Below are 26,525 nucleotides of genomic sequence, written 5' to 3'. Positions count from 1 at the left end.
CTATGTTTATCTATAAAATAGACTATGATCTCATTAGAATCATATAAAATTATAGTGAACTAATATTAATCAAAAATCTACCATTAGTGTGTAGATTTTAAAGTGCTTACAAAAAAGAGAAATGGATAGCTATGAAGAACAAAGAAGATATAGGAAGTCATTATTCAAAATATTTTCAGATAGTCAATGCCAATACTGAAGAATTAAGAAAAATCGCTTATAAGTTACGCCATGAAGTGTATATTGAAGAATTCGGGTATCACGAATTTGATGAATATGATGAATATTCTCTGCATTGTTTGCTATTTCATAAACCAAGCAATCAAGCTATTGGTTATATCCGATTGATTCCTCAGATAGAAAAACTCAACAATCAGCTTCCCATCGAAAAGTTTTATGGAAAACCCTTTGATTTTAATACCGCCCGCGTAAACATGGCGGAGAAAACAAACATAGGTGAAGTTTCAAGAATGGCTATTATGCCCTCTTTCAGGCGGAGGCTTTCTGACAATAATGATCGAGAGTCTTTTAAACAATCTGAAAAAATAGCCCATCCAGATAATCGTTACCCAATTAATTACTTACCGATGTGCCTTGTATCAGCTGCTATGCATTTTGCATTTGCGAGGAATATAGAATACTGTCTTGCCATGGTAGAGCCTAAACTTGCAATTTTATTACGTCGTCTCGGCGTTCAATTTGATCAAATAGGCCAACCTTTTGAGTTTTTTGGAACTCGAGTTCCTCATGTGTTTTATCCAGAAATTACTTATAAAAATTTAACTCCAGAGTTTCGTAGTCTGTCTGATAAAATTAGTAGTGAATTAAGCGAACAAAATGTAATAGAAAATATTGCTTATATTAATGCAAGATAAAACTAAGAAAAAAGGCAGGTTCCTGAGCCTTACATGGAAAGCAATTTTAGCCGTAAGCATAGCCATTCTGACATCTTCAGGCAGTGTTTTTATATTCGGTAATCTAACATTAGAAAAAAATTATTCACAGGAGCGAGATAGGGTTCATCGCTTTTATCAACAAGCATTCGATAGTATTCTGCAACAGTCAAAGCTTGATCAAATTGATATTACCTGGATCATTCCCGCTGTCATTAGTCTTGATCTATCATCTCAGCAGGCATTGGATCAGATAGAAAAAATTATTAACGCCAATTGGTTCAAAATAGAGCTTGAGTCTGATATCAAATCCGCTTATTTATTTTCAAAAAAAGGAGATTTGCTGAACAGTTGGGGCGATACAGTATTAAATAAGGAAGTTTTTTCACCGTGGCTCAATTATGTATTTGAAAATGAAGAGCCTTTTGAAAAAATTCTTTGTAGCATCAATTGCGTGCAATATAAGGCTTATCCTTTTTTGCATAATGGAGAGTTTATTGGGGTATTTATATTTGGAAGAGACCTAGCCGATATGGTGCTAAGGATGAAAGCCATTACCGGTAAGGAAATTGGAATTTTAGTACAGAATAATGAAAATGAAATAGTCTCGACAAAACCGACTCTTGATAAATGGTCAAAAGCGATCATTGCATTAACGGAGTATGAAAAAAGTTTTCCGCTCTTGCTGGCTGTTATGAATAAACTGCCAGATAGTTTACCCCAAAAAAAAGCACGCTTTGAATACAATAATAATGATTATGAAATAATTATTTTCCCATTCAGCAAAGACAATAATATTGCTGATCTTGTTATTATTGATAATTTAAGTGAAGAATTAATCGATATTCATAGATCATCGATGTTATATGCTCTAAGCGGCACAATAAGCTTAATCTTGGCAGGTGTGATTCTATTACTTTTACTGATTAAACCAATGAGGCGTTTAAATGCATTCATTGCTTTGCTGCCCTGGATAGCCAAGAAAAATTATTTAAAAGTAAATGAAATTATGCCCGTTTCTTCTGGGCATAAATTATTTAATGATGAAATTGATATATTAAATAATGCCACGCAAGATTTGATCCTTACGTTAAAAAACCTAGATAGAGATGTTGATCTGCGTACGCAACGACTGGCCGAACGGAGTGTTGAACTGCAACAAGAAAAAAATCTAGTATCTAATATTCTTAATACAGCTCAGGTTATTATTATAATAATTGATAATAACGGAAGAATTGTAATGAGCAATAAATATGCCGAGAAACAGATCGGTTATAGCGAAAATGAATTAAAACGGCAACTATTCGTTAACCTGGTTTTCGGTCATGAGGATATAAGAACTATTTCTAATGCAATTGAAGAAATATCCAACCAGCAGAGAAGAACATTTCGTTATGAATGCATACTATTTTCATCAAAAGGGAATGAATTATATATTTCATGGTTTTTTACTCTTATAAAAAATAATAAAAAAACTGAAATATTATCCGTTGGTCTGGATTTGACTGAGCGTAGAATAACAGAAAAAAAATTATCATGGCTCGCAGATCATGATCCATTAACCAATTTATATAACCGGCGCAGATTTGATCAGGAATTGGAGCACGCACTAACCATTGCCAATCGGTATAATCAAAAAGGAGCCCTTATTCTTTTTGATATAGACCAATTCAAAAATATTAATGATAGCAGCGGTCATAATGTGGGCGATGAATTATTGATTAAAGTCGCTGATAAACTGCTTTCAATAATTCGTGATACGGATATTGTTGCCAGATTAGGCGGAGATGAATTTGTAGTAATTTCATATTGTATTGATCAGGACCATGCCGAGAAAGTAGTACAGAAAATATGCGCCGAGATTGCCACCGTTAAAGTTACAGTTAACAATATTGATTTAGGTGTGACTATCAGTGCGGGCATGCTAATTTTTCCAGCTCCCGGTTTCTCTTCCCAAGAGTTGATGGCAACCGTAGATATCGCCATGTATAAAGCAAAACAAATGGGTAGAGGAGGGTGGTGTCTCGCTTCTATGGAGGATCTAGCTAGGGATGAAATACGGCATAGAGTAAATTGGAAGGCAAAAATTGAAAAGGCGTTAGAAGAAGACCGCTTTATTCTTTATTATCAGCCTATTATGAGAATAGCTGATAAAAGTATTTCCCACTATGAATGTCTTTTACGGATGATTGATGAAAATGGAGAAATTATCCCGCCAGGTATGTTCACCGGTATTGCCGAACACTTTGGGCTCATCACCAAAATTGATCAAAGAGTCATTGATCTCGCTTTTAAAAAACAGTCTTTATTTATTAAGCAGGGACTGGACATTCATTTATCCATTAACTTGTCCGGTGAAATGCTCTCAAATCCTAATGCATTTTCCATAATAGCTGAGCATCTTGATAGGTGGAATGTTCCTGCTCACAAATTCATTTTCGAAGTTCTGGAAACGCAGGCTGTCACGAATATACAAGCAGCTCGTGATTTCATGACTTATGTCACAAATATTGGCGGTAAATTTGCTTTGGATGATTTTGGGGTCGGTTTTTCATCTATGAGCCATCTAAAACAATTACCTGTCCAATATTTAAAAATCGATGGCGGCTTTATTAAGAATCTTGCCAATAATAGAGAAGATCAGCTTTTCGTAAAAGCAATTAATGATGTCGGGCAGGGAATGGGGATAAAAACAATTGCTGAGTTTGTTGAGAATGAAATGATATTGAAAGAATTATCAGAAATGGGGGTAAACTACGCTCAAGGTTATGGTATAGGCAAACCTATGCCTGAACCACAATTCGACTTACATAGTAAATTTCAGCTTCAGTCTGAAATGGAAATAATCTGATTTAAATCAAAAATCATATGACAACATTATTGCATACAGATCCCAATGTTGCTTTGTAGCTCCAGGAGGATTTTCTAATCTGGATATTGTTCCTGTCCCGTTTATACGATGATATTCGGTACTGAGAAGCAAACCTGGAATTAATTTAAATCGCAAACCAACAGTCCAATCTTTAGCAAATCGTGAATAGGCTGGCGCACCAGTGTTAGCAGAAAACTTATCTCCATGTTTATCATCTTTATCCCAGATAAGCTGATCATATCGAACCATACCTTCCACATAAGATGTAAATTTGTAAATTCCTTGCAGATAATAACCTTCACCTGTCGTATCAGAATCAGGAAATAGGCCAAAGTTATTCAATCGTTGGCCACGGAATTCATATTCTCCAGTTAGTGACCATTTTTCTGCATTATATTGAGCAGAGAAAATCAGTGGTTTAAATTGGAACTGCCCTTCATTAAATTTAATTGGAGCAGGTATGGGCGAAAAGTGAGCATTGAACTCAGCATATGTAATGGCAAGTCGAACTTCACCGCCACGCCACTCATAATTTAAGCGGCTAATCCAAGAGGTATCTCCATATGCTTGAATATTCTTTGCGAGTTGAGCTGTTAGGTCAGGGTCGTCACTTCGAGGAACAACAATGCCGACATTAAATGAAAAATCCCCCCAATCGGTATTTTGCTCACCATAGAAATAGCCACCATCAGCAGACAGAGCACTGTTTCGATTGATGTCAAAATAAATTGATTGTGGCAAAAATATACTTGGTCTGGTAGATGCGACATCTCGAGTGTCATTATATAAACCTAATGGCGTTGGAACTCTTCCGGCTTTAATGCCTAACAAACTGTCCTCAGATGAGTATAGGCGATAATCAGCCAGTCCATAATCAATACGCAAACCTTGTTCATCAGTTTTTCCTGCATCCCGCCATACTACCTGCATCGCTATTTGCAAATCAGGGATGATACGCCATGAGCCATTAATTCCTAATTCTCTGAAATCATCAGAAATATTGTCATCAGTTGTACCAAAGAAATTATTATCTGATGTGTGAATCAATGCTTGAGAAAGAAAACCATGTATTTGTACTGTATCCGGCAGCTCCGGCAGCCAGTTTTTTTCAGCTGCGATTGCATTGCTGGAAATAAAGGGGGTTATTACCACAACATTGCAAATGAGCAGTCTTGTAAGGTTATTTAAATTAAATTTGCCAGCATACATGCACATTTCCTTATTTAATATCCAACCGCTTGATACCATTTGTTAAATCACTTAAATTTAAATAACCTACAGACCCCGGTGTTTTTTCTATTTTTTCGATCATTTCCTCCTTGCTTTCTACAAGAATTGGAGCCTGACCTGATCCGCTGAATACTAACTTATCCCAATTTCGGCGCATTTGATGAGGAAAAACATTTAATATCTGTTTGCAAAACTGTTTATGTAATGGATCATCATCATTGAGTACAAAAACTGTCACCGCGGAACCATCGTTCCAACGCAGTAAACGCATCTTGAAAATAGCACTTAACCCATTTCGGCTGATAGTATCCTGCTGATTAGCGCTATTGATGACAGGAATGACTATGTTTTGTTGTTTTTCAATTACAGGAGGCGCGGCTGAAGCGAATTGGCTCAGCAAAAAGATAAATAGAATGAACATCAAGCTCATTCTCAATCGTAATCGAAAGAATAGGGCGATTTGTTGCAAACTGGATAACCGGTTATTAATAGAGTCGTTTTTATATAGAGAAATCTAACGGGAACTGTTAATCGCAATACAGTTCCATTATAGATATCGCTTTCTTTAATTCTTCATTATTATTATAAAAATGTGGGGATAACCGTATTCCGCCACCGCGTAAAGCACAGACAATGCCATTTTTCTGTAAGTATCTATAAAAAGCATTATTCGGGGCTGTTCCGTGCTTGAATATTATAATACCGGAATTTAATTGATTTCGCTTCTGAGATAATAAAATTAACTTCTCGTTTCTATGAATCTGTTCCATTAAATAGTTTGTTTTTTCCATAATCGAAGATTCAACAGCTGTCATCCCGGTTTCCAGCAATAACGACAGACTGGCAGAGAGTGCATGAATTCCCAGCATATTCGGGCTGCCACATTCAAAACGACGGGCAGTAGGATGAACTTCCCATGACTTATTTTCATAATTATAGGTGTCTTTCATCATGTGCCAACCGTATTGAGTCAATTTTAGTCTATCTCTAGCTGTAGGCGTAGTATAGAAAACACCCAAGCCCTCAGGACCTAACATCCATTTGTGACCATCAGCCATAACGAAATCAGCTTGATAAGCCTGCACATCAAACTGAACCGCACCTAGGCTTTGAATTGCATCAATACAGAAAAAGATATTGCGCTGTTTACAGAATGCGCCTATCTTTTCCAGATCCAGACGCAGACCCGAAGCGAATTGTATAGAGCTTATCGTTAGCAAACGGGTATTACCATCTACCAACTCAAACAAAGCGTCCTCAGGAGAAGTAGAATTTCTTAAGTCAGCTTGACGAAATTCAATACCTTGTTGGGCCAGAGATTGCCAAGGTAATCTATTAGAAGGAAATTCTTCATTACTGCTGACAATATTGTCTCCGGATTTCCAATCCAGGCCATAGGCGACAAAAGATAGAGCTTCAGAAGTATTTTTAACTAAAGCAATATCATCTGCAGAGGGAGCGTTTAATAAAATTTGGAGCTGGGACCGTAATTCAGATTCTTTAGCCAGCCATTCTGGATAAAAATATGATCCGTATAGCGTATTTTGTTCTGCGAACTTTGCGACTGCCTCGCTAGTTCTTTTAGGCCACGGTGATACAGCCGCATGATTTAAATAAATTAATTCATCGGATAAAGGAAATTCCGGATGTTTCATAGTAATAATCCCCAAAGTAAATGTAATTGTAATTATAAATTTCGCATAATGTATATTATGTAAAATTGTAAGTAATAACCCTAAATTTGTAAGTAGTAACCCAAAGCTTATCATCCATTTGAATGCCCATTGTTTTGCCGCGTTGAATCATGCCTATTTTGAACGTATATTATAAAGTTGTTTTGATTGACGGAATTATTTGATGGATATCATTAGCATACGTGGTGCCAGAACGCATAATCTGAAAAATATCGATCTTGATCTGCGCCGGAATTCACTCATTGTCATCACCGGGCTTTCCGGTTCCGGCAAGTCATCGCTGGCTTTTGATACGATTTACGCTGAAGGCCAAAGACGCTATGTTGAATCGCTTTCCGCCTATGCCCGTCAGTTTCTGTCGATGATGGAAAAGCCCGACGTCGACCATATCGAAGGACTGTCGCCGGCAATCTCCATCGAGCAGAAATCAACCTCGCATAACCCACGCTCAACCGTCGGCACGATTACCGAAATCTACGATTATTTAAGGCTGTTATACGCGCGAGCCGGTACGCCACGCTGCCCTGAACACCAGGTTTCGCTGGAAGCGCAAACGATCAGCCAGATGGTCGATCAGGTGCTTGCCCAGCCCCAGGACCAGCGCTGGATGCTGCTGGCGCCGGTCATCAGCCAGCGTAAAGGCGAACATACCCAGTTGCTTGAAGACCTGCGCGCGCAAGGCTTTATTCGAGCCCGTATCGACGGCGTCGTGTACGACCTGGATGAAGCGCCGGCATTGGACCTGAGAAAGCAGCACACCATTGAAGTCATCGTCGACCGCTTTAAAATTCGTGACGATATCGGCCTACGGTTGGCCGAGTCTTTCGAGACTGCCCTGCGTATGGCCGACGGTATCGCTGTCGCTGCCTGCATGGATAACGGCACGGAGCTGCTGTTCTCCGAGCGCTACGCCTGCCCGCATTGCGGTTACAGCCTGAACGAACTGGAGCCGCGCATCTTCTCATTCAACAACCCGAAAGGCGCCTGCAGCAGTTGTGACGGCCTGGGCGTGCGGCAGTACTTCGACCCCGAGCTGATCATTCACAATCCCGACATCAGTCTTGCCGGCGGTGCGGTTCGCGGTTGGGATCGTCGCAATGCCTATTATTACCAGATCATTTGTTCGCTGGCCAAGCATTACAACTTCGATCCGGAAATTCCATTTTCGCAACTGCCCAATGATATTCAATCGATGATCCTGTATGGCAGCGGCAATGAGACCATCGAATTCAAATTCATGACCGGCACCGGCGGCGCCAAGAAAAGGCGTCATAGCTTCGAAGGTATTATCGCCAATATGGAGCGGCGCTATCATGAAACCGATTCGCAAATGGTCCGGGAAGAGCTGTCGAAGTATTTATCCAACAGGATCTGCAATATCTGCGGCGGCGCGCGGCTTAACATCTCGGCCAGAAATGTTTTCGTTGAAGATTTACCTATTCATCATCTGACACGCTTCCCTGTCCGCAAATCGCTGGATTTTTTCAAGTACCTTAAATTAACTGGCAAACGCGGCGAAGTCGCCGGCAAAATCGTCAAGGAAATTCAAGAGCGCCTGGAATTTCTGGTCAACGTGGGACTCGACTATTTGACGCTGGACCGCAGCGCCGAAACGCTGTCCGGCGGCGAAGCGCAGCGCATACGCTTGGCTAGCCAAATCGGCGCCGGACTGGTTGGCGTCATGTACGTGCTGGACGAGCCGTCGATAGGACTGCACCAGCGCGACAATCAGCGCCTGCTGAATACCTTGTTCCGCCTGCGCGATCTGGGTAATACCGTGATCGTGGTCGAGCACGACGAGGATGCTATACGCTCGGCGAACTACATCGTCGATATCGGCCCCGGCGCCGGCGTCCACGGCGGGCGCGTCATCGCCCAAGGCGCGCTGGAAGACATACTTGCCAATAAAGATTCTCTGACTGGCCAGTATTTATCGGGCAAAGTCGAAATTACTGCCCCCGATTCGCCGACGCCCGTTGATAAAGACAAACAAATCGTCATACGCAACGCGCGCGGCAATAACCTGAAAAATGTCGATATCGCCTTCCCTATCGGTTTGCTGACCTGTGTCACGGGCGTGTCCGGGTCCGGCAAGTCCACATTGGTCAACGATACGCTGTATTGTCATGCGGCGCGTCTAATTAATCGCGCAGGCGCCGTTCCGGCGCCTTGCGATGCCATTGAAGGTCTGGATTATTTCGACAAGGTTGTCGATATCGACCAGAGCCCGATCGGCCGCACGCCGCGCTCGAATCCGGCCACTTATACCGGCCTGTTCACACCGATACGGGAACTGTTTGCAGCCACGCCCGAAGCGCGCTCGCGCGGCTACACGCCGGGTCGGTTCAGCTTCAACGTCAAGGGCGGACGTTGCGAAGCCTGTAAAGGCGACGGCGTCATCAAAGTGGAGATGCATTTTTTGCCCGACATCTTCGTCAACTGCGACATCTGCCATGGCAAGCGTTACAACCGCGAGACACTGGAAATACGCTACAAAGGCAAAACGGTCAATGAAGTGCTGGATATGACCGTCGAGGACGCGGCCGCCTTCTTCAGCGCCGTTCCGACCATTGCCCGCAAACTGGACACGCTGACCGAAGTCGGCCTGAGCTACATCACTTTGGGGCAAAATGCGACGACCCTGTCCGGCGGCGAGGCGCAACGCGTCAAACTCGCCAAGGAACTCTCCAAGCGCGATACCGGCAAAACTTTATATATTCTCGACGAGCCGACCACAGGTCTGCACTTCCACGATATTAAGCAGTTGCTGTCGGTCTTGCATACGCTACGCGACCACGGCAATACAGTCATCGTCATCGAGCACAACCTGGACGTCATAAAGACGGCAGACTGGATCATCGATATGGGTCCTGAAGGCGGCGACGGCGGCGGTACGCTGGTGGCCGAAGGCACGCCGAAACAGGTTTCGGAAAATCCGGCCTCGCATACCGGCGTTTATCTGAAGCGTTTTTTCGAATGACCGGCATGGTTTGGCGTCAGCCCGGATTCAACGGAAACTTAGCGACCATGCTACTGTCAGATTAGCTAATGCTTTCCAAAGCGAACTTTCAATGTAACGCTATCGAGAGAGGATGAGTCATGCGCAATCAGACAACAGAGAATAGACCAGGCACCGACTTCGGTATATTTTATCCGCTCGGCTATCTCGTCGTCGCGTTTCCAAACCAGGAAGATGCGCGGCAGGTACAGCGGGATCTCATGGCCGGCGGGTATGACCAAGCCGATTGCGAGTTTTATACATGCAAAGAAGTGGCTGATGCGGCCCAACGTAATCTTGCTGATAACAAGGGCTTTCTGGCGCGGTTGGGCTGGAGTGATGAAGCGGTAAAAGCCCATCTGGAAGCCGCCAAGCAAGGCTCCGCGTTCTTGCTGATCTATGCGCCCGGCGATACGGAGGCAGCACGCGCGATGAACGTCATCCGGCGTGTACCGTTTGACTTTGCTCACCGTTACCAGCGCTTCACGATCGAAGAAATTAAGTAACCCCGGCTATCATGAGCGATAAATCAAACAGTGTTCCAGGGGGCTCGGTTTTATACCTTTCCCATGGTGGAGGCCCTCTGCCCTTGCTTGGCGATGGCGCGCACAAGGAAATGATAACATTGCTTAAAAAAGTGACGCCTGATCTTGGCAATCCCTCGGCCATTCTAGTAATCAGCGCCCATTGGGAAGAAAACAAGCCAACCATTACAAGCGGAGCATCGCCTCCTTTGATCTATGATTATTACGGATTTCCGGAAGAATCCTATGCCATCGAATATCCGGCGCCAGGTGCGCCCATGCTTGCGAATAAGATATTCGGTCTTCTGCAAAGCCATGGCATAGACGCAAGCCTTACGGACCAGAGGGGCTTTGATCATGGTTTATTCGTGCCGTTAAAAATTATGTATCCGGATGCGAACATTCCTTGCGTTCAATTATCGCTGGTCAAGGGCTTGAGGCCTGATGAACACATCCGGATCGGCAAGGCCTTGGCCGGACTTTTAGAGGAAAAAGAGGAAAACGTGCTTGTTATCGGTTCCGGATTTTCGTTTCATAATCTCAGAGCATTTTTTGGACCGTCTACAATGGAAACGCAATCGATGAATGAAGCTTTCGAGCAATGGCTGATCGATACCTGCTCAAACCGACAGTTAAGCGAGCCCGAGAGAGAACACAGGCTGGTCAATTGGGAGAGCGCCCCGGCCGCAAGATATTGCCATCCGAGAGAAGATCACTTGCTGCCTTTGCACGTTTGCTACGGCATTGCCGGCGCCCCCGCCAGGCAGGTATTCCGGTTCGAAATAATGGGAAAAAAGGCGAGCGCTTATCTCTGGTGAAGCCGAGTGATTGCCGCCCTCCCCTTTGTGTGAATGTTGTGAGGACAAAACGATAATCACGAACTCTCGGCGGCCGTCGCCGCCGACCTAAAGGTACTTCATATGTATAAACCGGCTGGCAGACGGACGATGCCATGAACTCACACGGAGGCATTACCCCGTATGTTTTGATGTTTTGCCTGGCCGCAGGTCTGACCGAAGGCTGCACCCCGTTGCCATCACTCGAAGGCCGAAGCATTTCCACGGCGCTGTCCGCTGCCGAGTCCAAAGCCACCCGACTTGGCAGGTCGATTTCCTCATCTGCTGAGGCGCATCCCGGCAAATCCGGCATTTACCCGCTTCCGAACGCGCACGATGCGTTTGCCGTGCGGGCTCTATTGGCCGGGACCGCCGACCGTACCCTTGATGTCCAGTATTACATCTGGCATTGGGACATGACCGGCATCCTGCTGCTCGAAGCCCTGCATGCCTCGGCCGACCGCGGCGTGCGCGTGCGATTATTGCTCGACGACAACAATATCTCTTCCGAACTCGATGCCATGCTTATGGCGCTTGATGCTCATCCGAATATCGAAGTTCGCTTGTTTAATCCGTTCATGATCCGCAAGCCGCGGTTGATTGGTTACATCACCGACTTCTCCCGCCTGAACCGGCGTATGCATAACAAGTCTTTTACCGCCGATAATCAGGTCACGATCATTGGCGGCCGCAATGTCGGGGACGAGTACTTCGGCGCGGCCGACGACGTGCTGTTCGCCGATCTGGATGTCATGGCCGCAGGGGCGGTCGTCAAGGATGTATCGAATGACTTCGACCGCTACTGGATCAGCGAATCGTCATACCCTATCGACCGCGTATTGCCGCCCGCTGACCTTGTCATGCTCAAGGAACTGGTGTCGGCGGCAAAAATGGTCGAAAGGGATCCGGCTGCCGTGGCCTATATGAATGCGATACGCAACACGGCTGTCATCCGCAAACTAGTCCAGGAAAATCTGGAACTGGAATGGGTTGTCACCCGCATGGTCAGCGACGATCCGGGCAAAGGGCTTGGCCAGTCCTCGGAGGACGTCCACCTAACCTGCGAACTTGATAAGATCATCGGCGAGCCAAAAGCTGAAGTGGAACTTGTCTCGCCTTACTTCGTGCCAACCGCCGCAGGCGTCGATGCATTTGTGGCTCTGGCCAGCCGAGGCGTTGACATTAAGGTATTCACTAATTCCCTGGAGGCCACGGATGTCCCTGTTGTACACGCGGGTTATGCGAAATGGCGCAAACCGTTGCTACAGGCCGGCATCACGCTCTATGAAACACGGCTGTTATCGCCGGAAGCCGAAAGAAACAGAAGAGTCGGCATATTGGGCAGTTCGGGTTCAAGCCTGCACGCGAAAACGTTTTCAGTAGACCACTCAAGCGTTTTCATCGGCTCGTTCAATTTCGATCCGCGTTCGGCCGAGCTGAATACCGAACTGGGCTTTATAATCGATAGCCCGCGCTTGGCAAAACAGATCGATGCCGTATTCAGCAACGGTATTCCTGAAAGCGCCTATGAGGTGCGCCTGTCCGATAAGGGGGATTTATATTGGCTTGAGAATCGCGAGGGGATGCTGGTGCGGCACGAGACGGAGCCCGGCACGAATTTTCTGCAGCGCTCTATCGTCTATTTTCTGTCATGGTTGCCGATTGATTGGCTTTTATGATCTGCTCCGGATTTAAAAGTCCGCTGTGGGACATAAAAAAAGGCGTGCCGAACACATATCCGACACGCCTTTTTGTACTCACCCGGCAGGGCAAGAATGGAAATTAACTTTTTACTGAATTGGCGATTTCATTAAACGCTTCAACTCTTGATTTGCCGGTAGTAACCAGATCAACGCCAGTATCAACTACCATTTTGCCCAGTCCTGGAATTTTGTAAACCACCATGACCAGATAGCCGACAACCGGAACGGCAATAAAAGCTGCAATAAAACCGTTAAGGCCAATGGCTGACATGAGTTTTATTAGCAGAGCAATCGCATCCAATGGCAGTAAAACCATGGCGCCGAAATAGGCCAATACCATGAATGTGAACAGTACAAAAACTACAAATTGAAGCAGCCTTACCAATGCAACATTAATATTTTTCATATTATTTTTAATTTCCTGATAGAACTTAAGAAGCCTTTTTTAGCCAGAAAGCGTTCCTGGCTCTGATTGATCTTTATCAAAAAGCCCCACTTTTTGAGATCGGCAATTATACCTTAAAGCCATCAAAATAATTTATTTTTCTTCTACCGGCTCATTTGGCTCGTTTCGAATAAATAATCTATATAGAATAGTGCCGGTCACAAAGCCGCCTAAATGCGCCCACCAAGCCACATCAACAGTCACGCCCTCAAACACGACCGAAGTCATGGCATCATGCAGCTGAATAATGACCCACAAACCTAAAAAAGCAATGGCCGGAACATGAACGACAATCGGCAGAAAGAACAGAGGCACCCAAAGGATGACCCGGGCCATCGGATAGAGAAAGAAATAAGCCGCCAATACGCCGGCAATAGCGCCCGATGCGCCAACAACCGGGATGGCCAGACGGGGGTCAAAATACCATTGAAGAAATGTCGCGCATAGGCCGCACACTAAATAAAAGAGCAGAAAAGGCCCATGCCCCATTCTATCTTCTATGTTATCGGCAAAGATCCACATGAAAACCATGTTGATGGCCAGGTGCCACCAGTTCCCATGCAAGAACAGACTGGTCAAGAAGGACAAATAGTAGTCGTCGGGCAAGCCGAAACTGAAAGCCCACTGTGGCTCTGTATAACGAATAGGCACCATGCCATAACGATAAATAAGCCGATAACTCAACTCATACGGCATCAGCTGCATGGCAATAAAAATAGTGATGCAGATGGCCATCAATCCCCAGGTCACCCAAGGCCTTATGTTACAGGGCGCTGTATCTCTAATTGGTATCATGGCTTCCCCTATTGTTGATTCCAGTTATCGAAAAATCCGGATATTTCTAGCTCAAGCTTATCAGTTAAAAATACTGATGAGCAACGAGTCTGCATTTATTGATAAATTCTCGGTCCAAAAAGTTTATAATGATGGAAAAAACAGCTCCTTCTCATATTTGCCTTACGGCGACCGTTAACAATTCATGCAACCGAATTCACTAGATACTCCCCTATCCTTTTCAGACTTGTTCCTTGATGAACATTTGCTCATGGCATTAAGACAATTAGGCTTTGAGCAGCCCACACCGACTCAAATGCAGGCTATTCCGCCGGCCCTGGAACATAAAGACCTGCTGGTCAGCGCCGAAACCGGCAGCGGCAAAACAGCGGCCTTCCTGCTGCCGACTCTGCATCATTTACTAGCGATTCCCGCCTCTCACACCGGAACACGGGCATTGGTACTTGCTCCGACCCGCGAGCTTGCGCGTCAGATTTTTCAGCAGTGCAGGCAACTGTGCGAATTCAGTGATCTGCAAGCCGGCCTGATTACGGGCGGCGACGATTTCAAACAACAACAGAAAACCATCCGTAAGAATCCTGACATTATCATTGCCACGCCGGGACGGCTTCTGGAACTGCTGAATCAGGACCTGCCGGATCTTGACGGCCTGGAAGTTCTGGTGCTGGATGAAGCCGACCGCATGCTGGACATGGGATTCAGCGATGACGTATTGACCATTGTCGAGCACTGCAATACGAAAAGACAAACCCTGCTGCTTTCCGCAACGCTGGCTCATCAAGGCGTCACGAAGATAGCCAAACAGGTACTGAAAAAACCAGAAGTAATTGCTTTAAACAGTTTGCACGATGAACATGGCAATATTGAACAGCAAATTGTCTTGGCCGACGACAGCGAGCATAAACAAAAACTGCTGGCCTGGCTGCTGCTTAATGAAATTTATGACAAAGCGCTGGTATTTACCAACACTAAAATTCAGGCCGACATTCTGCGCGGCCCGCTGCGCGGCCAGAAGCTCCGCGTCGGCGTGTTGCATGGCGATATGGATCAGAAAGACCGCAACAGGGTTCTGGAATTGTATACACAGGGTGATATCAACATTCTGATTGCCACCGATGTCGCCGCGCGCGGTCTCGATGTAAAAGGCATCGACCTGGTCATTAATTTCGACATGCCCAGGACCGGTATCGATTATATCCATCGTATCGGCAGAACAGGCCGCGCCGATGAACTGGGACTGGCGATTGCTCTGGTAAAAAGCACGGAATGGAACTTGATGGCCGGCATCAAGCGGTTTTTAAAGCAAAAATTTAAGCGCCGCACGATCAAGGAAATGGAAGGCAAGTATAAAGGCCCTAAAAAGCTTAAAGCCTCAGGCAAAGCTGCTGGCAGCAAGACTAAAAAAGAACCTAAAAAAGAAGCCGTCAAAAAGACCAAAGAGCGTCATCGCGACAGAAAAAATATCGGCAAGCGCCGCGTTCCAAGCAATAAGCCTTCTTCAGGAACAGTACCCGCCGAGTAACTGATGTTACGCATGCATCAATCTCTGTGCTGTTTTAGTTTTGCTGCAATGCCGTGTAGGGGCGGATTCACTTGTGCCCCTTGCGGGTATTCGCACTGCATGGGTCGATACATGGGCGTTTGCTTCGGGTTGAATGAATTCGACCTTACACATCAGTGAATAATAAAAAAGCAGGCGATCCAGCTATGGATTGTCCGTTTTTTTGCAAGTCGATCAGCCTCTTCTATTTGCGGAAAATCAGGTTGATAATCAGCGTCAAAATCAGGCTGACGATGACCATTGAGGTAATCGGAAAAAAAATAATCCGCTTTTCATCCTTGATATGGATATCGCCGGGCAACTTGCCAAACCAATTGATCAGCCAGGGGGCATAATTGAAAACAAGCCCGGCGACAATCAGAATGACGCCGATAATCATCAATACTCTTCCGGTTGTCATAGATCGCCCTCCATTACGCTAAGCCGCAATTTTACAATGCGGCAATTATAGCGGCTTTATTGCCTCGTTCTTAGTCAGTATATTTACCTAGGGGTTAATACGAATTTTATTTTCGCTTTCAACAGGTTATCTTACATAGCAACTTATGTGGCCTGAAAATTTTAAGCAGCTGGCCGTCAACTCCTGCCATTTGCTGTACGCACCGCCGGCTATTTTAGAGGGGCTATGGCTATAACCGAACCATCCACTGCAGCACCGGGGCCAGACAAGCCCCGCTTCGCGATTAAAGATTGCACATTGATCGCTATCGCCACAGGCAAACGCGCGCATACGCTGAAAGAATTCCGTGACCATATTGCCGAAATCAGCCCTGACAGCCTGTATTATCATTTTTGGGGCAATCTGCTCCAGGCTCGTTTTGAAGAACGCGAATATAACAACGATTTCGCCGCCTGGGCTTATCGCAGCCTTCATGATGCGAAACTGGCAGAACAGCTGGCGGTCGTTGATCCTACCCAATTTGTCAACATGACGGAAATTCGCCGGCAGCTTCTGGAGTATATCGAAGAACGCCTTGAAGAAAGCGAGCACCTGCATTGGGTTATCGCCGAACAGCCGTTTGAGTTCATCCGTTCTCAGATTGTCGTTTTCAACACTCATACGAGCACAGCCAATCCCAGAGAAATGGCCAAAATTATGCAAAAGCTGTCAGTCAGCAGCATTTTTTATCATTTTATCGATGCCAGACGACGCAATCCGGACAGAATGGCTGACCGTATCGAGTTAGGCTGATGGCCGTCAAACGCCGCCATCTGATGCCTTTCGGCGCCGAACTCCTGGATGATGGCCGGGTGCGTTTCCGCTTGTGGGCACCGGGAGCCGACACAGTAGAGCTGGGCCTGCTTGGCCTGGAGCCTGAAGAATACCTGACGATGACGCCGGAAGACGAAGGCTGGTTCGGCATTATTACGGAATATGGCAGCAGCGCTTATTATTACCAGTACCGCATTAATGAGTCATTTTATGTGCCAGACCCCGCATCGCGCTGCCAGCCGGAAACCGTGCACGGCGCCAGCCAGATCATTAATCCCAGCGACTGGGACTGGCAGGACCGGGACTGGAAAGGACGCCCCTGGGAAGAAGTCATTTTATATGAACTGCATATCGGCACATTCACGGCCGAGGGCACATTTGCGGCCGCCAAGCAGCGGCTCGATTATCTGGCCGATCTGGGCATCACCGCATTGCAGCTGATGCCCATTGCTGCTTTTCCCGGCAACCGCAACTGGGGTTATGACGGTGTATTGCCATTCGCCCCGGCCACGGCTTACGGCACGCCCGATGAGCTGAAGGATTTTATTCAGACGGCGCATGCCAAGGGCCTGATGGTTTTTCTGGACATGGTTTACAGCCATTTCGGCCCGGAAGGCAATTACCTAAACCAGTATGCACCGACATTTTTTACCGATCGCCATCAAACGCCCTGGGGCAGCGCAATCAATTTTGACGGCCCCGGCAGTACCTGGGTGCGCGCTTACTTTCTTCATAACGCCCTATATTGGCTGGAAGAATATCATGTTGACGGGCTCAGGTTTGATTCTGTCCATGCCGTTTTCGACGATTCCGACGCTACCCGTCCGCCCTTTTTTGAGTATCTGGCCAGGGAGGTGCGGCACGCGTATGGTTATGAACGCCATGTCCATCTGGTTCTGGAAAACGACAACAACGCTGCGCATTATTTGAGGCCGAATTCGGAAGAGCCGCATGACGGCCATTACAATGCTCAGTGGAACGACGATATTCATCATGTGCTGCATGTGTTGCTGACCGGTGAAACGGGCGGTTATTACCAAGATTATGCAAAGAATCCGATCGAACATCTGGCCCGTTGTCTGACTGAAGGCTTCGCCTACCAAGGAGAAATCTCGGCTTACCGGGACGGCAAACCGCGTGGCGAACCGAGCGCAGATTTGTCGCCGTTGGCTTTCGTCAATTTCCTGCAGAATCATGACCAGATCGGCAACTGTGCTTTCGCAGAGCGCCTTTCTGCGCTATGTTCCCCGAAAGCATTGCAGGCGGCCACGGCGATTATCCTGCTGGCCCCATCCATACCGCTCTTATTCATGGGGCAGGAATGGGCCACTTCTACGCCCTTCCCTTATTTCGTGGATTTTCCGGAAGAACTGGGTGAAAGAATTGCACAAGGTCGGCTTCGTGAATTTGCACACTTGTCGGACTTTAACAATTCGCAAGACATGCCGTTACCGAACCAGATTGGCACATTCCAGTCTGCAAAACTGGCCTGGCATGAGTTGGAGCAACCGACGCATCAGCAATGGCTGAATTACCATCGGCAGCTTCTGAACCTGCGCCGACAGTATATTCAACCTCGCCTGCCCGGCATGGCTGGAGGACAAGCCGGATATCGGCTGTTGAGCGAGCGCGCCTTGATGGTGAGCTGGCGGATAGCCGACGATTCGCAACTGGAACTGATCGCCAATCTTGGCGACGAGTCGGTGGCGATCGACAGCCCCGGCAATGGCGAAGTCATTTTCAAAACCGATGCCGCGATTGCCGACTTCCAGCCGCCAGCCAGTTTGTCGCCCTGGTCTGTAGTCTGGCTGCTGACTGAAAGCTGAACGGTTATGGTGCGCATCAAGGCGATTCCCGATGCGACCTATCGCCTGCAATTCAACAGTCATTTCACATTCCACCAGGCCACAGCACTGATTTCCTATTTGCACCGGCTAGGCATCAGCACTGATACGTATCGCCCTATCTGAAGGCCAGGCCAGGCAACACTCACGGCTACGATATTGTCGATCATAACGCACTATGTCTCGAAATCGGTTCGGAAGCGGATTATGAGCGCTTTGTGGATGAATTGCACCGGCATCGGATGGGCCTGATCGCTGATATCGAGCCTAACCACATGGGCATTATGGGCAGCGACAACGTTGCCGAAAAATTGTCGCTAATTACGAATACCTGTCCCACGATTGGCCCATACATAGAACGACCGGCTTATTCGTCAATGCCGAGGCAGAAGAACAGTTCACAGCCATTTATAACCGTTTTGTTGGCCGGAACATCGATTTTGAAGAACTCGTCTACCAGGCTAAAAAACTGGTCATGACGACTGCACTGGCCGCTGAATGAAATGTATTGGCCAACCGGTTGAGCCAAATCGCCGAAGCCCAGCCAAAAAACCGTGACTATACGCTCAATACCCTACGCGATGCGTTTTTATATAACGCACTTGCTCAAACATTACTGTTATTGACCTCGCCAAGCGTCCCGGACATCTATCAGGGCAATGAAATCTGGTGCTTTTCTTTGGTCGATCCCGACAACCGCCGTCCCGTTGATTTCGAAATAGGCCGGAAATTATTGTCGACTATAGATGACGCGCTCGTTGATGATCGACTGTCTTTACTAAAATCATTACTGGATGCTCCGGAAGATGGCCGAATCAAGCTGTTTCTTACCACTCAGACTCTTCGACTGCACAACCGATATGCGGCGCTGTTTGAGAGTGGCGAATACCTGAGGCTGTCTATCAATGGACCGCGATCTGATAATTTAGTGGCGTTTGCGCGCCGCGATCCAGAACAGTTTGTTGTGATTCTGGCATCCAGGTTCATGAAACATCTGTCGGATGAGGATGATATTTGGGCTGAAACCCGACTGGAACTGCCTGCTGACGCTCCTTTGCATTACAGCAATGTTTTTACGACCGGGAGACTGTCAGCCAAAGCGGTTGGTGGTCATTTGGAACTGGATATTGAGGATATGCTTGGAGCATTTCAGGTTGCGTTGCTGGTGGCCGAATAGTTTCGTAATATCAGATTGATTAAAAACTGCTCAAAAAACGCCGTAGACTGAGCAATGTGTGCTAGCGTACAGAGCCGGCTTATTTTTAAGCGTAAAGTCTAAAACTGATGAGGCAGAATAGTTTTTCTAATGAAAACAAACCTGTTTAGGAGGAAATATGGATATTGAAGTTGGAGGTTTTCTAGGTTTTATTATACTCGTCTTGGATATCTGGGCCATTATTAACATTATGAAAAGCGCTGCCACCACTGGAATGAAAGTTTTATGGGTGGTTTTAATTCTACTGTTGCCAGTTGTAGGTTTGGTTATTTGGTGGTTTGCTGGCCCAAAGGGTGATTAATAAATTTGTTAATCTGAGATAGAAGCTATCTACCAGTGGCGGAGATTTTAGCCGAGGCAACAACCGAGACTAACCCTCCCCCACTGGATTTTTTCATCTCACTTTAAAACGTTTTCTGAATTCTAAACTTTGTAATTTTCTAGCTGTTGGATAAGCTTGAGAGGATGGGCTCTTCTGACTTCATCTTGAATTATAATCAATATGTCTATGATATAATAGATTTGTTATTTTCATATGTAACTTGCCGTGTTTGGGATCAGCAGGGCATTTTCCAGAAACTTACTCAGACTTACTTCGTTTAGGGCTAACTGACAAACTGATTCCAGCTATGCAACCGGAACAAAAGTGGATGCTGTCTTCATCCCCTCTTGCGGATAAGCCACAAGCCGTAAATGATGCCGTTGAAAATCAAAACCATTATTCCGAATACGATTTGCATTTGATGGGCTAATTCGCCGGGATAAATTATCGGCATGAGGTAATGCTCGATAAAGTCGCCAGAATAGCTGCCACCATCAGAAGCCCGAAGTCTGTTTTCGAGCGGCGTCAGCGGACAGATGCCACCGCTGAGTTCGATAAATGCGCCCCATGCAGCGGCCGGCAAATGAAGCCATGCAAGCCACCGCCATTTGAAAATTAACAGGCCGCCGAAAACGACAAATAAAATGAAAGAAAAGTGCAGCAATACGACCAGATCGGCAGCAAATTGATTTGACATTGGTTCTCTTTAGAGTGCTACTTGATTGATCAGAGTCTTAATGGAATCGCCTCGTTCCTTCCTTTGGGACTGTATTTTTAGTTAAACGGGCAATAACGTTACAATACATCCCTACCCTATTCATCATGATAAGTATTTTATGAAGACGATCTTAATAACTGGCAGTAATTCGGATATTGGTATAGCCGTTGCCAAAGCTTTGTCTGACCGCCCATTGCAATTGGCTCTTCAATATTGTTCGAATCAAGCCAAAGCCAATGAGCTTCAAGCTTGGCTAAATGAAAAAAATGTTCCAAGCCGCCTTTTTCAATGCGACCTGACAGAGCCTAAACAAGCCGAGTCGCTGATTGCTCAAAGTTTGGAGGCTTTTGGTTCGATTGACGTTTTGATTAACATCGTCGGGCCTTTCGTGTACAAAAACATCTTGGAGGTCACACCTGAGGAATGGTTCGCTGATATCAACCTGAATCTGCATACCTGTTTTAATACCAGTTATTATGCAATGAATGAATTGCGCCGCAATCACGGCCAGATCATCAACTTTGCCTTTTCAGGCGTGGAAAATATTAAAGCCTGGTCTATGTCGGCCGGTTATTGCGCTGCTAAAACCGGAGTTGCCGTTTTAACTAAAAGTCTCGCTGCGGCGCTTGCTCCACATAAAGTCCGTGTCAATGCAATCTGCCCTGGACTTGTCGAAGAAGGCAATATCAGTGCAGAAGAGAGGCAACACATGGCAGACCAAATCCCTTATGGCCGCCCTGTTCACCCTGATGAGATCGGCAAAACCACAGCATGGCTCATTTGGAATAGCCCCGAATCAATGACCGGTTCATTGATCACTGTTGCCGGCGCGTGGGAATACTGATTTTTTAAATAACTAAATCCTAACGTTCAGATCTTATTTACTGATGTTACGCAGTTTGTAGGATCAAATAAATTCGACAAAGGCAACCTGAGGTATAGGCGATACGAATGAATTGGCACCCGGGCTATTTTTAGCCATCCCTCGAAAAGGTAAAAAATCAGTAAAAACTAAAGATATCTTCGCTTAAAGTTGAGATAAGGGAACCCTCTCGTTTTTCTGCGATATAGGAGAAGAATTTCCGTTTCCTTATACCTGCAATCTCCCTAAACCCCAAATTTATTGATAGCTCATCGTAAAAGTCGCTGCTGCATTGACAGTTCCCGCTGTTAAGTCTCCGTTTCGATAGTATTGGACTATCAGCGGAATATTGCTGGTGCTTGCCGAAGAGCCGACCAGCCATTGGTTGGTGTTGCCGGCCGCCGCCGAATCCGGCCCAAAAGGCACGGGATTGCCGTCATTTTTAAGAATCCGCAACTTGACCCCCTGCGCAGTTGAAGAGGGATTCAATGACAACAGTGATGTTGTATTACCAGGGGTCGTAGCATCGGTTAATGTCACATAGACATTAGCGCCGCTCTGGCAACTCAGACGGATATTGAATGGGGTATCGCCATTGGTTTGCCCCAATGAACTTAGCGATGTAGTGGAAACCGTTGGCAAGGTCACGCTGACCGATGGAGTCGTCACGCTGCACGTAACCGGCGAGACGGTAATGTTGCCGGTAGTCAGATTATCCGTCTGGTTCCAAGCGAGATTCAGACCAAGACAGCTTAACAGCGGATTGAGGAGCCCTGTTTTATAATTTATTTGTACAAAAGAGGTGCTGGACGCAACAGACCCCGGAGTAATCTGTCCGGCCACGACCAGATGGGCATTGATGCCAGGCAACGGCCCCGATCCAGTATTAAAGAAAGTGTCGATAGACAGTCCATTATTCGCATTCGTTATTAACGTGGAGTTAAAATAGAAACTGATCCCCAGGCCGTTAATCCCTGTAGGGTATACGCCTGATGAAACCTCGGTGCCGACCACGGTAACGGTCTGCCTAATGGTACAACCATATATGCCTAATAGATTAGGCAAGTTGCTTATGGAAATACCCGACGTTGCCGTGGCAAGCGTGCTCCCGACCGCCTCGTCTCTAGGCGGCGAGTAAGGTCCCGCCGGAGAAAAATTGAGCGTGGCTGGCGAATAACTGACCACCGGAGCAGCCTTGCACAAAGTGGTCATGACACACAAGCCCAACAACGCTTGTAATAACCTATAGCCGCACATTAAAATTTTCATCGCACTATACCTTCTGTTGCCGACTTCAGAGTCGCTGGTTTGGCCGGTCATTGTTTTGCCTGGATAAGGCATCCCTGATATTGCATACCGCCTCAATTTTTAGGAATGGGCCTTCATCCATGCTCTTCGGTGGCAGTTGATATTCAAAGTCACACTGTTGATCGCTGGCATCTCCCCACTTTGCGGTTAAGATGCCTGAGTCGGCAATGCCACGCAGAAAAATACGGCCATCCTGTCCCGCCAGACCAACCTCGTGGCCTTCGGCATCGAGTACGCTGGCGCCGAAAGGCACCGGCGAGCGGTCGGCCAGGTAAGCCGTGACCATTACCGCCCGTCCGCTGACGGTGGCAAAACTTATCATCGCCACCGTATCGGAGCGGGGCGTAATCTGCTGGCTAGTGGTTTTAAATTCCACATCGGGTGGAACACCATCCGGATCAATGCTGACGATGTTCATACGGTAGGGCGACAGGAAAGGCAAGACCGCATAACCACGACCATCAATGCGTGTACCGATACTGTTGGTGACCCGGGTGCCCTCGGCGCCGGGCGCTTCGACGATGCCAATTGTGTCGCCCATTTGGTTCGCCAGCGTTACCCCTCCCGGATGAAGGACCACACCGCCGGTAGCTCCCAAAGATTGTTGCGAATATTCGGACCCTTCGCTGAAGCTCGCCGAAAGCGTCGTGTAAGGGCTACGGTATCCCCCAGCCAGGCCGAAAACAGCTTTCCCATCATCGGTCTGGCTAGACGATGCGGTATAACTCAGTTCGTTGTTCTCACCCGCCGTACCGCTGATGATCTCCTGCGCGGTACGGCGAGTTACCCCGCCCACGTCGTCTTGAGTAAAATTTGTCATCAGCCTGGGCGCCTGTGGGCTACTACCCAACGGTAAGGAGACACCGACCAGCACCTGATTATCAACGCCGCCGGTAGCTCCATCCAACTGACGGGTCACCGAAATATTGTAATTCGGAGTAATGCCTGCAAACGTGAAAAAATTATTGTAGCCCGCTTGGAACTGCGTGGCTGTACCGGATTGGCTCCAATAATCCACGATGGATCCGGTCAGGAAAAGAGTGCCCCAGTTCCCAAAATTCTGGTTGATGTTGAGTTGTAATTTACTGCGCTGGTGGTTGATCGTCAGCGGATCGGCACCGGCGGCCACCAAATCACGGCCGGCCAGCGCCTCGTGAAACGACCAATAACCCTCTGACGAATAGCGGTAGGCGGCTAATGTTAAGTAAGTGCGAGTATAAGAGACCAGCTTGCTGTAACTGACGCGCAGACTTTGGCCGCTAGTCGCCGGTGCACCCGGAATATCCGCTTCAGCGTGGGTCAGGTCGACCGCTATCGCTCCCAGTGGCGTGTTAAACCCCGTCCCCACTAGCCCCGCTTTATAGTTGGAGGCGATAATGCCGCCCATATAACCCGTCAGCAGATTATTAAAACCATATTGCAACGTTGCCTGGCCGAATTTCTCGCCGTTGTGAATCTGTGTCTCGCGGACTTCGCCAATCGTGGCGTTGTAACGCCAGATTCCCGGACGCAGCAATTGGGTAACGTAAGCATAAGGAACGGTAAAATTCTGCTGGCTGCCGTCCGCTTCATACACGGCGACCAGCAAATCGCCGCCATAGCCGGTGGCATAAACGTCATTGATTTCAAAAGGCCCTGGCGCCACGGTGGTATCCAATATGATATTGCCATTCTGGCTGATCTGTACGCGCGCACGGGTCTTGGCGATACCGCGCACTACCGGAGCGTAATTGCGTTGCGAATCAGGCCGCATGCGGTCATCGGTCCCCAGTGAAACGCCACGAAAACCAATACTGTCGAACATCGCGCCATCCGTGAAACTATCGCCCAGGCTTAGGCGGCTGGTCAGAGAAGGCAGGTCGCGCAACACATAGGTGGCGATGTTTTGGTAAGTCGAAGACCCATCCGATTGCAGATTTATGGACGAGCGCTGCCGCAAGTGCCAATTCTCGAAATTTAAGCCACCGGTCAGGCCGAGATAGCCATTGGATGTCGTCGAAAATGAGCTCGCGTTGCGGAAAGCATTTAGATTGTAGGCCAGCGTCGCGGAAGTCACGCCGCTATCCCATAATTCCGGGCTGATATAGCCGCGCGGGGTGCGCAGCAACGCCGCCTGGGGCACGCTCAGGTCAAGACGTAACGAAGATTGATCAAACGACACATGGGCATCCTTGACCAATGCGGCTAGGTCGGCGCAGCCGTCAGCCTGCACTTTGAGCAATTCGGAGCGAGCCGAATCTGATAGCTTTTCAAAATCCAAATCGATTTTCTCAAGCACTGTTCGTTCGATACAAGGCAAGGCGATGTCGCTATCTGGCTGGGCAACAAAACGCACCGAGGCCCGGCCCACCCATTTGTCATTCACGTGCAGATCAACGATATAATCGCCCGGCAGCACGGGATTGCCACGCTGAAACCGGGAAATGTCCACTTGCTGGGCGCTACCGCCGCGCAAAAATGCGGGGTTGAACTCCACCTCGGCAAGCTTTTCCGATTCGGCGCCTGCGGAACCTGCCATGATTAGGATCAAGAGGGTTAGCGCCTTGAAAAATAAACCGGTCCAGGCGAAAATTAGCGTAAAGTTTTGTGATTCGATACCTGGATATCTAGTTACGATCGCGTTGATTAACCGCACCATAAATTTTCACGATTTTTCAATTTTTGGTGCTATGCCAGCGGTCCATCGCTGTATCGGTCAATAGCTGCTTCAACGCGCAGTGGGCACTTTAAACGTCGCTTCTGCAATTCCGCCGTAATCATTGATAAAGCTGTAATCCACTCGCAACAACCCGGCCGGTTCAACGTCCTGTTTAGGCAGGCCAAACGTCCGGCTAGCAAAAGGCCCCACCATATCCGCTTTGAGGTTGAGAGCATCCTCTCCTACGATGGCTGTCACCTGGGCAAACGAGACATGATACGGGGTTGGGTTGGTAACCTCCAGCGCGGTTTGCCCATCCTTAGCCAGCAGCTTCCAGGTCAACTGCGCAGGCGCGTCAGCGGCCGTACCGGGCAGGTTGTCCGGACGAAAAAATACCTTGATGCGGTGTTTGAATGCGAATTCCAGCTTGTTAGGCCTATCGGGATCTGCCGGCGCGCGCGGGGGGATATCCAGCACGTTCAACCAGAACAGTGACTCCCGGTCGACTGGCAGGGGTTCCTGGGTATAGAACAGGCGCAGGCTCTGGCCCTTGGTGGGATCGAGGCGGAACAACGGCGGCGTCAGCAAAAATGGAACCTTGTCCTCACCGGGTTTGGACTGAGGGTTACCTGCATCGAGCCAGACCTGCACCAACGATGGGGTTTCCCCATTATTGTGAACATTGATGCTGACTTCCCGTTTTTGTCCGGGATAGACCACCCGGGTGCCGTCGATAACCACGCCAGCCGTGGCCGGCGAAACCAGCCCAAGCGATGCCACCCAGGCGTTAAAAGCGAATGTAAAAAAAAACGTCAATCGTGCCAGCATCATGGATTCGTATGGGGCTGTTTCA

24 protein-coding genes are annotated in these 26,525 nt (G+C 47.4%); 14 read left to right on the top strand and 10 right to left on the bottom strand.

Annotated elements, in window-relative coordinates; translation table 11 throughout:
- Window positions 1-131 precede the first annotated feature (131 nt).
- Window positions 132-875 carry a PEP-CTERM/exosortase system-associated acyltransferase gene (locus tag IT781_RS03505; RefSeq protein ID WP_194968752.1) on the top strand — a complete coding sequence of 248 codons (744 nt, stop codon included), beginning with the start codon at window positions 132-134 and terminating at the stop codon, window positions 873-875.
- Entirely contained in the window at window positions 865-3,744 is a 2,880-nt protein-coding gene (locus tag IT781_RS03500; RefSeq protein ID WP_194968751.1) for an EAL domain-containing protein, read from the top strand. The genes IT781_RS03505 and IT781_RS03500 overlap by 11 nt, the downstream gene beginning before the upstream one ends.
- Window positions 3,745-3,750: 6 nt before the next feature.
- Here IT781_RS03500 and IT781_RS03495 read toward each other — a convergent pair whose 3' ends face one another.
- The 3 genes from IT781_RS03495 to IT781_RS03485 all read right to left on the bottom strand — a co-directional run bounded on the left by IT781_RS03495 (window position 3,751) and on the right by IT781_RS03485 (window position 6,650).
- On the bottom strand, window positions 3,751-4,974 hold the full coding sequence (locus IT781_RS03495; RefSeq protein WP_194968750.1) for a hypothetical protein: 1,224 nt from the start codon (window positions 4,972-4,974) through the stop codon (window positions 3,751-3,753).
- 10 nt (window positions 4,975-4,984) lie between these two features.
- A complete protein-coding gene (locus IT781_RS03490) occupies window positions 4,985-5,425 on the bottom strand; it encodes a hypothetical protein (protein WP_228778887.1) in 441 nt (146 codons plus the stop codon).
- 97 nt (window positions 5,426-5,522) lie between these two features.
- Window positions 5,523-6,650 carry an aminotransferase class V-fold PLP-dependent enzyme gene (locus IT781_RS03485; RefSeq protein ID WP_194968748.1) on the bottom strand — a complete coding sequence of 376 codons (1,128 nt, stop codon included), beginning with the start codon at window positions 6,648-6,650 and terminating at the stop codon, window positions 5,523-5,525.
- A gap of 202 nt (window positions 6,651-6,852) precedes the next feature.
- Here IT781_RS03485 and uvrA point away from each other — a divergent pair, with 202 nt between their 5' ends.
- The 4 genes from uvrA (at window position 6,853) to IT781_RS03465 (ending at window position 12,726) form a co-directional block, all read left to right on the top strand.
- Window positions 6,853-9,669 (top strand): excinuclease ABC subunit UvrA, encoded by a 2,817-nt coding sequence (gene uvrA, locus IT781_RS03480; RefSeq protein WP_194968747.1) that lies wholly within the window; start codon window positions 6,853-6,855, stop codon window positions 9,667-9,669.
- A gap of 119 nt (window positions 9,670-9,788) precedes the next feature.
- Window positions 9,789-10,193 (top strand): hypothetical protein, encoded by a 405-nt coding sequence (locus IT781_RS03475; RefSeq protein WP_194968746.1) that lies wholly within the window; start codon window positions 9,789-9,791, stop codon window positions 10,191-10,193.
- Between the two features lie 11 nt (window positions 10,194-10,204).
- The gene (locus IT781_RS03470; protein ID WP_194968745.1) at window positions 10,205-11,029 is read left to right on the top strand and encodes a class III extradiol ring-cleavage dioxygenase; all 825 of its coding nucleotides are present in this window, start codon (window positions 10,205-10,207) and stop codon (window positions 11,027-11,029) included.
- A 134-nt stretch (window positions 11,030-11,163) separates the two neighbouring features.
- Window positions 11,164-12,726, top strand: coding sequence for a phospholipase D family protein (locus IT781_RS03465; RefSeq protein ID WP_228778886.1), 1,563 nt, complete (start codon window positions 11,164-11,166; stop codon window positions 12,724-12,726).
- A 103-nt stretch (window positions 12,727-12,829) separates the two neighbouring features.
- Here the strand turns inward: IT781_RS03465 and IT781_RS03460 are convergent, their stop codons facing one another.
- Both IT781_RS03460 and IT781_RS03455 read right to left on the bottom strand, forming a co-directional pair.
- Entirely contained in the window at window positions 12,830-13,156 is a 327-nt protein-coding gene (locus IT781_RS03460) for a hypothetical protein (protein ID WP_194968744.1), read from the bottom strand.
- A gap of 132 nt (window positions 13,157-13,288) precedes the next feature.
- A complete protein-coding gene (locus tag IT781_RS03455) occupies window positions 13,289-13,990 on the bottom strand; it encodes a rhomboid family intramembrane serine protease (RefSeq protein WP_194968743.1) in 702 nt (233 codons plus the stop codon).
- Between the two features lie 250 nt (window positions 13,991-14,240).
- Between IT781_RS03455 and IT781_RS03450 the strand changes: the two genes are divergently transcribed.
- Complete coding sequence (locus IT781_RS03450) at window positions 14,241-15,512, top strand: DEAD/DEAH box helicase (protein WP_370526910.1); 1,272 nt, start codon at window positions 14,241-14,243, stop codon at window positions 15,510-15,512.
- A gap of 223 nt (window positions 15,513-15,735) precedes the next feature.
- On the opposite strand, the gene IT781_RS03445 is transcribed toward IT781_RS03450, so the two are convergent.
- Window positions 15,736-15,951: a DUF2905 domain-containing protein gene (locus IT781_RS03445; RefSeq protein ID WP_194968741.1), complete on the bottom strand. Its 216-nt coding sequence runs from the start codon at window positions 15,949-15,951 to the stop codon at window positions 15,736-15,738.
- Window positions 15,952-16,176: 225 nt separating this feature from the next.
- Between IT781_RS03445 and IT781_RS03440 the strand changes: the two genes are divergently transcribed.
- From IT781_RS03440 to IT781_RS03415, 6 genes are all read left to right on the top strand, one after another.
- The gene (locus IT781_RS03440) at window positions 16,177-16,743 is read left to right on the top strand and encodes a DUF5752 family protein (protein WP_194968740.1); all 567 of its coding nucleotides are present in this window, start codon (window positions 16,177-16,179) and stop codon (window positions 16,741-16,743) included.
- Entirely contained in the window at window positions 16,743-18,590 is a 1,848-nt protein-coding gene (treZ, locus tag IT781_RS03435; protein ID WP_194968739.1) for a malto-oligosyltrehalose trehalohydrolase, read from the top strand. Before IT781_RS03440 ends, treZ begins: the two co-directional genes overlap by 1 nt.
- A gap of 6 nt (window positions 18,591-18,596) precedes the next feature.
- A complete protein-coding gene (locus IT781_RS03430; protein ID WP_194968738.1) occupies window positions 18,597-18,734 on the top strand; it encodes a hypothetical protein in 138 nt (45 codons plus the stop codon).
- A complete protein-coding gene (locus IT781_RS22785; protein ID WP_194968824.1) occupies window positions 18,731-19,087 on the top strand; it encodes an alpha-amylase family glycosyl hydrolase in 357 nt (118 codons plus the stop codon). Before IT781_RS03430 ends, IT781_RS22785 begins: the two co-directional genes overlap by 4 nt.
- A gap of 41 nt (window positions 19,088-19,128) precedes the next feature.
- Window positions 19,129-19,785, top strand: a complete 657-nt coding sequence (locus IT781_RS03420; protein ID WP_194968737.1) for a hypothetical protein — start codon at window positions 19,129-19,131, stop codon at window positions 19,783-19,785.
- Between the two features lie 157 nt (window positions 19,786-19,942).
- Window positions 19,943-20,125, top strand: coding sequence for a PLDc N-terminal domain-containing protein (locus IT781_RS03415; RefSeq protein ID WP_194968736.1), 183 nt, complete (start codon window positions 19,943-19,945; stop codon window positions 20,123-20,125).
- 358 nt (window positions 20,126-20,483) lie between these two features.
- Here the strand turns inward: IT781_RS03415 and IT781_RS03410 are convergent, their stop codons facing one another.
- Entirely contained in the window at window positions 20,484-20,843 is a 360-nt protein-coding gene (locus IT781_RS03410; protein ID WP_194968735.1) for a DUF2784 domain-containing protein, read from the bottom strand.
- A 139-nt stretch (window positions 20,844-20,982) separates the two neighbouring features.
- Here IT781_RS03410 and IT781_RS03405 point away from each other — a divergent pair, with 139 nt between their 5' ends.
- Entirely contained in the window at window positions 20,983-21,708 is a 726-nt protein-coding gene (locus IT781_RS03405) for an SDR family NAD(P)-dependent oxidoreductase (protein ID WP_194968734.1), read from the top strand.
- A gap of 276 nt (window positions 21,709-21,984) precedes the next feature.
- Here IT781_RS03405 and IT781_RS03400 read toward each other — a convergent pair whose 3' ends face one another.
- The 3 genes from IT781_RS03400 to IT781_RS03390 form a co-directional block, all read right to left on the bottom strand.
- On the bottom strand, window positions 21,985-22,995 hold the full coding sequence (locus IT781_RS03400) for a fimbrial protein (RefSeq protein WP_194968733.1): 1,011 nt from the start codon (window positions 22,993-22,995) through the stop codon (window positions 21,985-21,987).
- A gap of 25 nt (window positions 22,996-23,020) precedes the next feature.
- Entirely contained in the window at window positions 23,021-25,552 is a 2,532-nt protein-coding gene (locus tag IT781_RS03395) for a fimbria/pilus outer membrane usher protein (RefSeq protein ID WP_194968732.1), read from the bottom strand.
- A gap of 189 nt (window positions 25,553-25,741) precedes the next feature.
- Window positions 25,742-26,503, bottom strand: a complete 762-nt coding sequence (locus IT781_RS03390) for a fimbria/pilus periplasmic chaperone (protein WP_228778885.1) — start codon at window positions 26,501-26,503, stop codon at window positions 25,742-25,744.
- Window positions 26,504-26,525: the final 22 nt, after the last annotated feature.

Source organism: Methylobacter sp. BlB1 (assembly GCF_015476545.1).
GTDB lineage: Bacteria > Pseudomonadota > Gammaproteobacteria > Methylococcales > Methylomonadaceae > Methylobacter.
Note: the sequence above shows the minus strand (reverse complement) of the source record. Positions and strands in the feature narration are given on the sequence as shown.

Coding starts and splice junctions, on each gene's coding strand:
- IT781_RS03505 (WP_194968752.1), top strand. CDS start 132: ATGAAGAACAAAGAAGATATAGGAAGTCATTATTCAAAATATTTTCAG.
- IT781_RS03500 (WP_194968751.1), top strand. CDS start 865: ATGCAAGATAAAACTAAGAAAAAAGGCAGGTTCCTGAGCCTTACATGG.
- IT781_RS03495 (WP_194968750.1), bottom strand. CDS start 4,974: ATGTATGCTGGCAAATTTAATTTAAATAACCTTACAAGACTGCTCATT.
- IT781_RS03490 (WP_228778887.1), bottom strand. CDS start 5,425: ATGAGCTTGATGTTCATTCTATTTATCTTTTTGCTGAGCCAATTCGCT.
- IT781_RS03485 (WP_194968748.1), bottom strand. CDS start 6,650: ATGAAACATCCGGAATTTCCTTTATCCGATGAATTAATTTATTTAAAT.
- uvrA (WP_194968747.1), top strand. CDS start 6,853: ATGGATATCATTAGCATACGTGGTGCCAGAACGCATAATCTGAAAAAT.
- IT781_RS03475 (WP_194968746.1), top strand. CDS start 9,789: ATGCGCAATCAGACAACAGAGAATAGACCAGGCACCGACTTCGGTATA.
- IT781_RS03470 (WP_194968745.1), top strand. CDS start 10,205: ATGAGCGATAAATCAAACAGTGTTCCAGGGGGCTCGGTTTTATACCTT.
- IT781_RS03465 (WP_228778886.1), top strand. CDS start 11,164: ATGAACTCACACGGAGGCATTACCCCGTATGTTTTGATGTTTTGCCTG.
- IT781_RS03460 (WP_194968744.1), bottom strand. CDS start 13,156: ATGAAAAATATTAATGTTGCATTGGTAAGGCTGCTTCAATTTGTAGTT.
- IT781_RS03455 (WP_194968743.1), bottom strand. CDS start 13,990: ATGATACCAATTAGAGATACAGCGCCCTGTAACATAAGGCCTTGGGTG.
- IT781_RS03450 (WP_370526910.1), top strand. CDS start 14,241: ATGGCATTAAGACAATTAGGCTTTGAGCAGCCCACACCGACTCAAATG.
- IT781_RS03445 (WP_194968741.1), bottom strand. CDS start 15,951: ATGACAACCGGAAGAGTATTGATGATTATCGGCGTCATTCTGATTGTC.
- IT781_RS03440 (WP_194968740.1), top strand. CDS start 16,177: ATGGCTATAACCGAACCATCCACTGCAGCACCGGGGCCAGACAAGCCC.
- treZ (WP_194968739.1), top strand. CDS start 16,743: ATGGCCGTCAAACGCCGCCATCTGATGCCTTTCGGCGCCGAACTCCTG.
- IT781_RS03430 (WP_194968738.1), top strand. CDS start 18,597: ATGGTGCGCATCAAGGCGATTCCCGATGCGACCTATCGCCTGCAATTC.
- IT781_RS03415 (WP_194968736.1), top strand. CDS start 19,943: ATGGATATTGAAGTTGGAGGTTTTCTAGGTTTTATTATACTCGTCTTG.
- IT781_RS03410 (WP_194968735.1), bottom strand. CDS start 20,843: ATGTCAAATCAATTTGCTGCCGATCTGGTCGTATTGCTGCACTTTTCT.
- IT781_RS03405 (WP_194968734.1), top strand. CDS start 20,983: ATGAAGACGATCTTAATAACTGGCAGTAATTCGGATATTGGTATAGCC.
- IT781_RS03400 (WP_194968733.1), bottom strand. CDS start 22,995: ATGAAAATTTTAATGTGCGGCTATAGGTTATTACAAGCGTTGTTGGGC.
- IT781_RS03395 (WP_194968732.1), bottom strand. CDS start 25,552: ATGGCAGGTTCCGCAGGCGCCGAATCGGAAAAGCTTGCCGAGGTGGAG.
- IT781_RS03390 (WP_228778885.1), bottom strand. CDS start 26,503: ATGATGCTGGCACGATTGACGTTTTTTTTTACATTCGCTTTTAACGCC.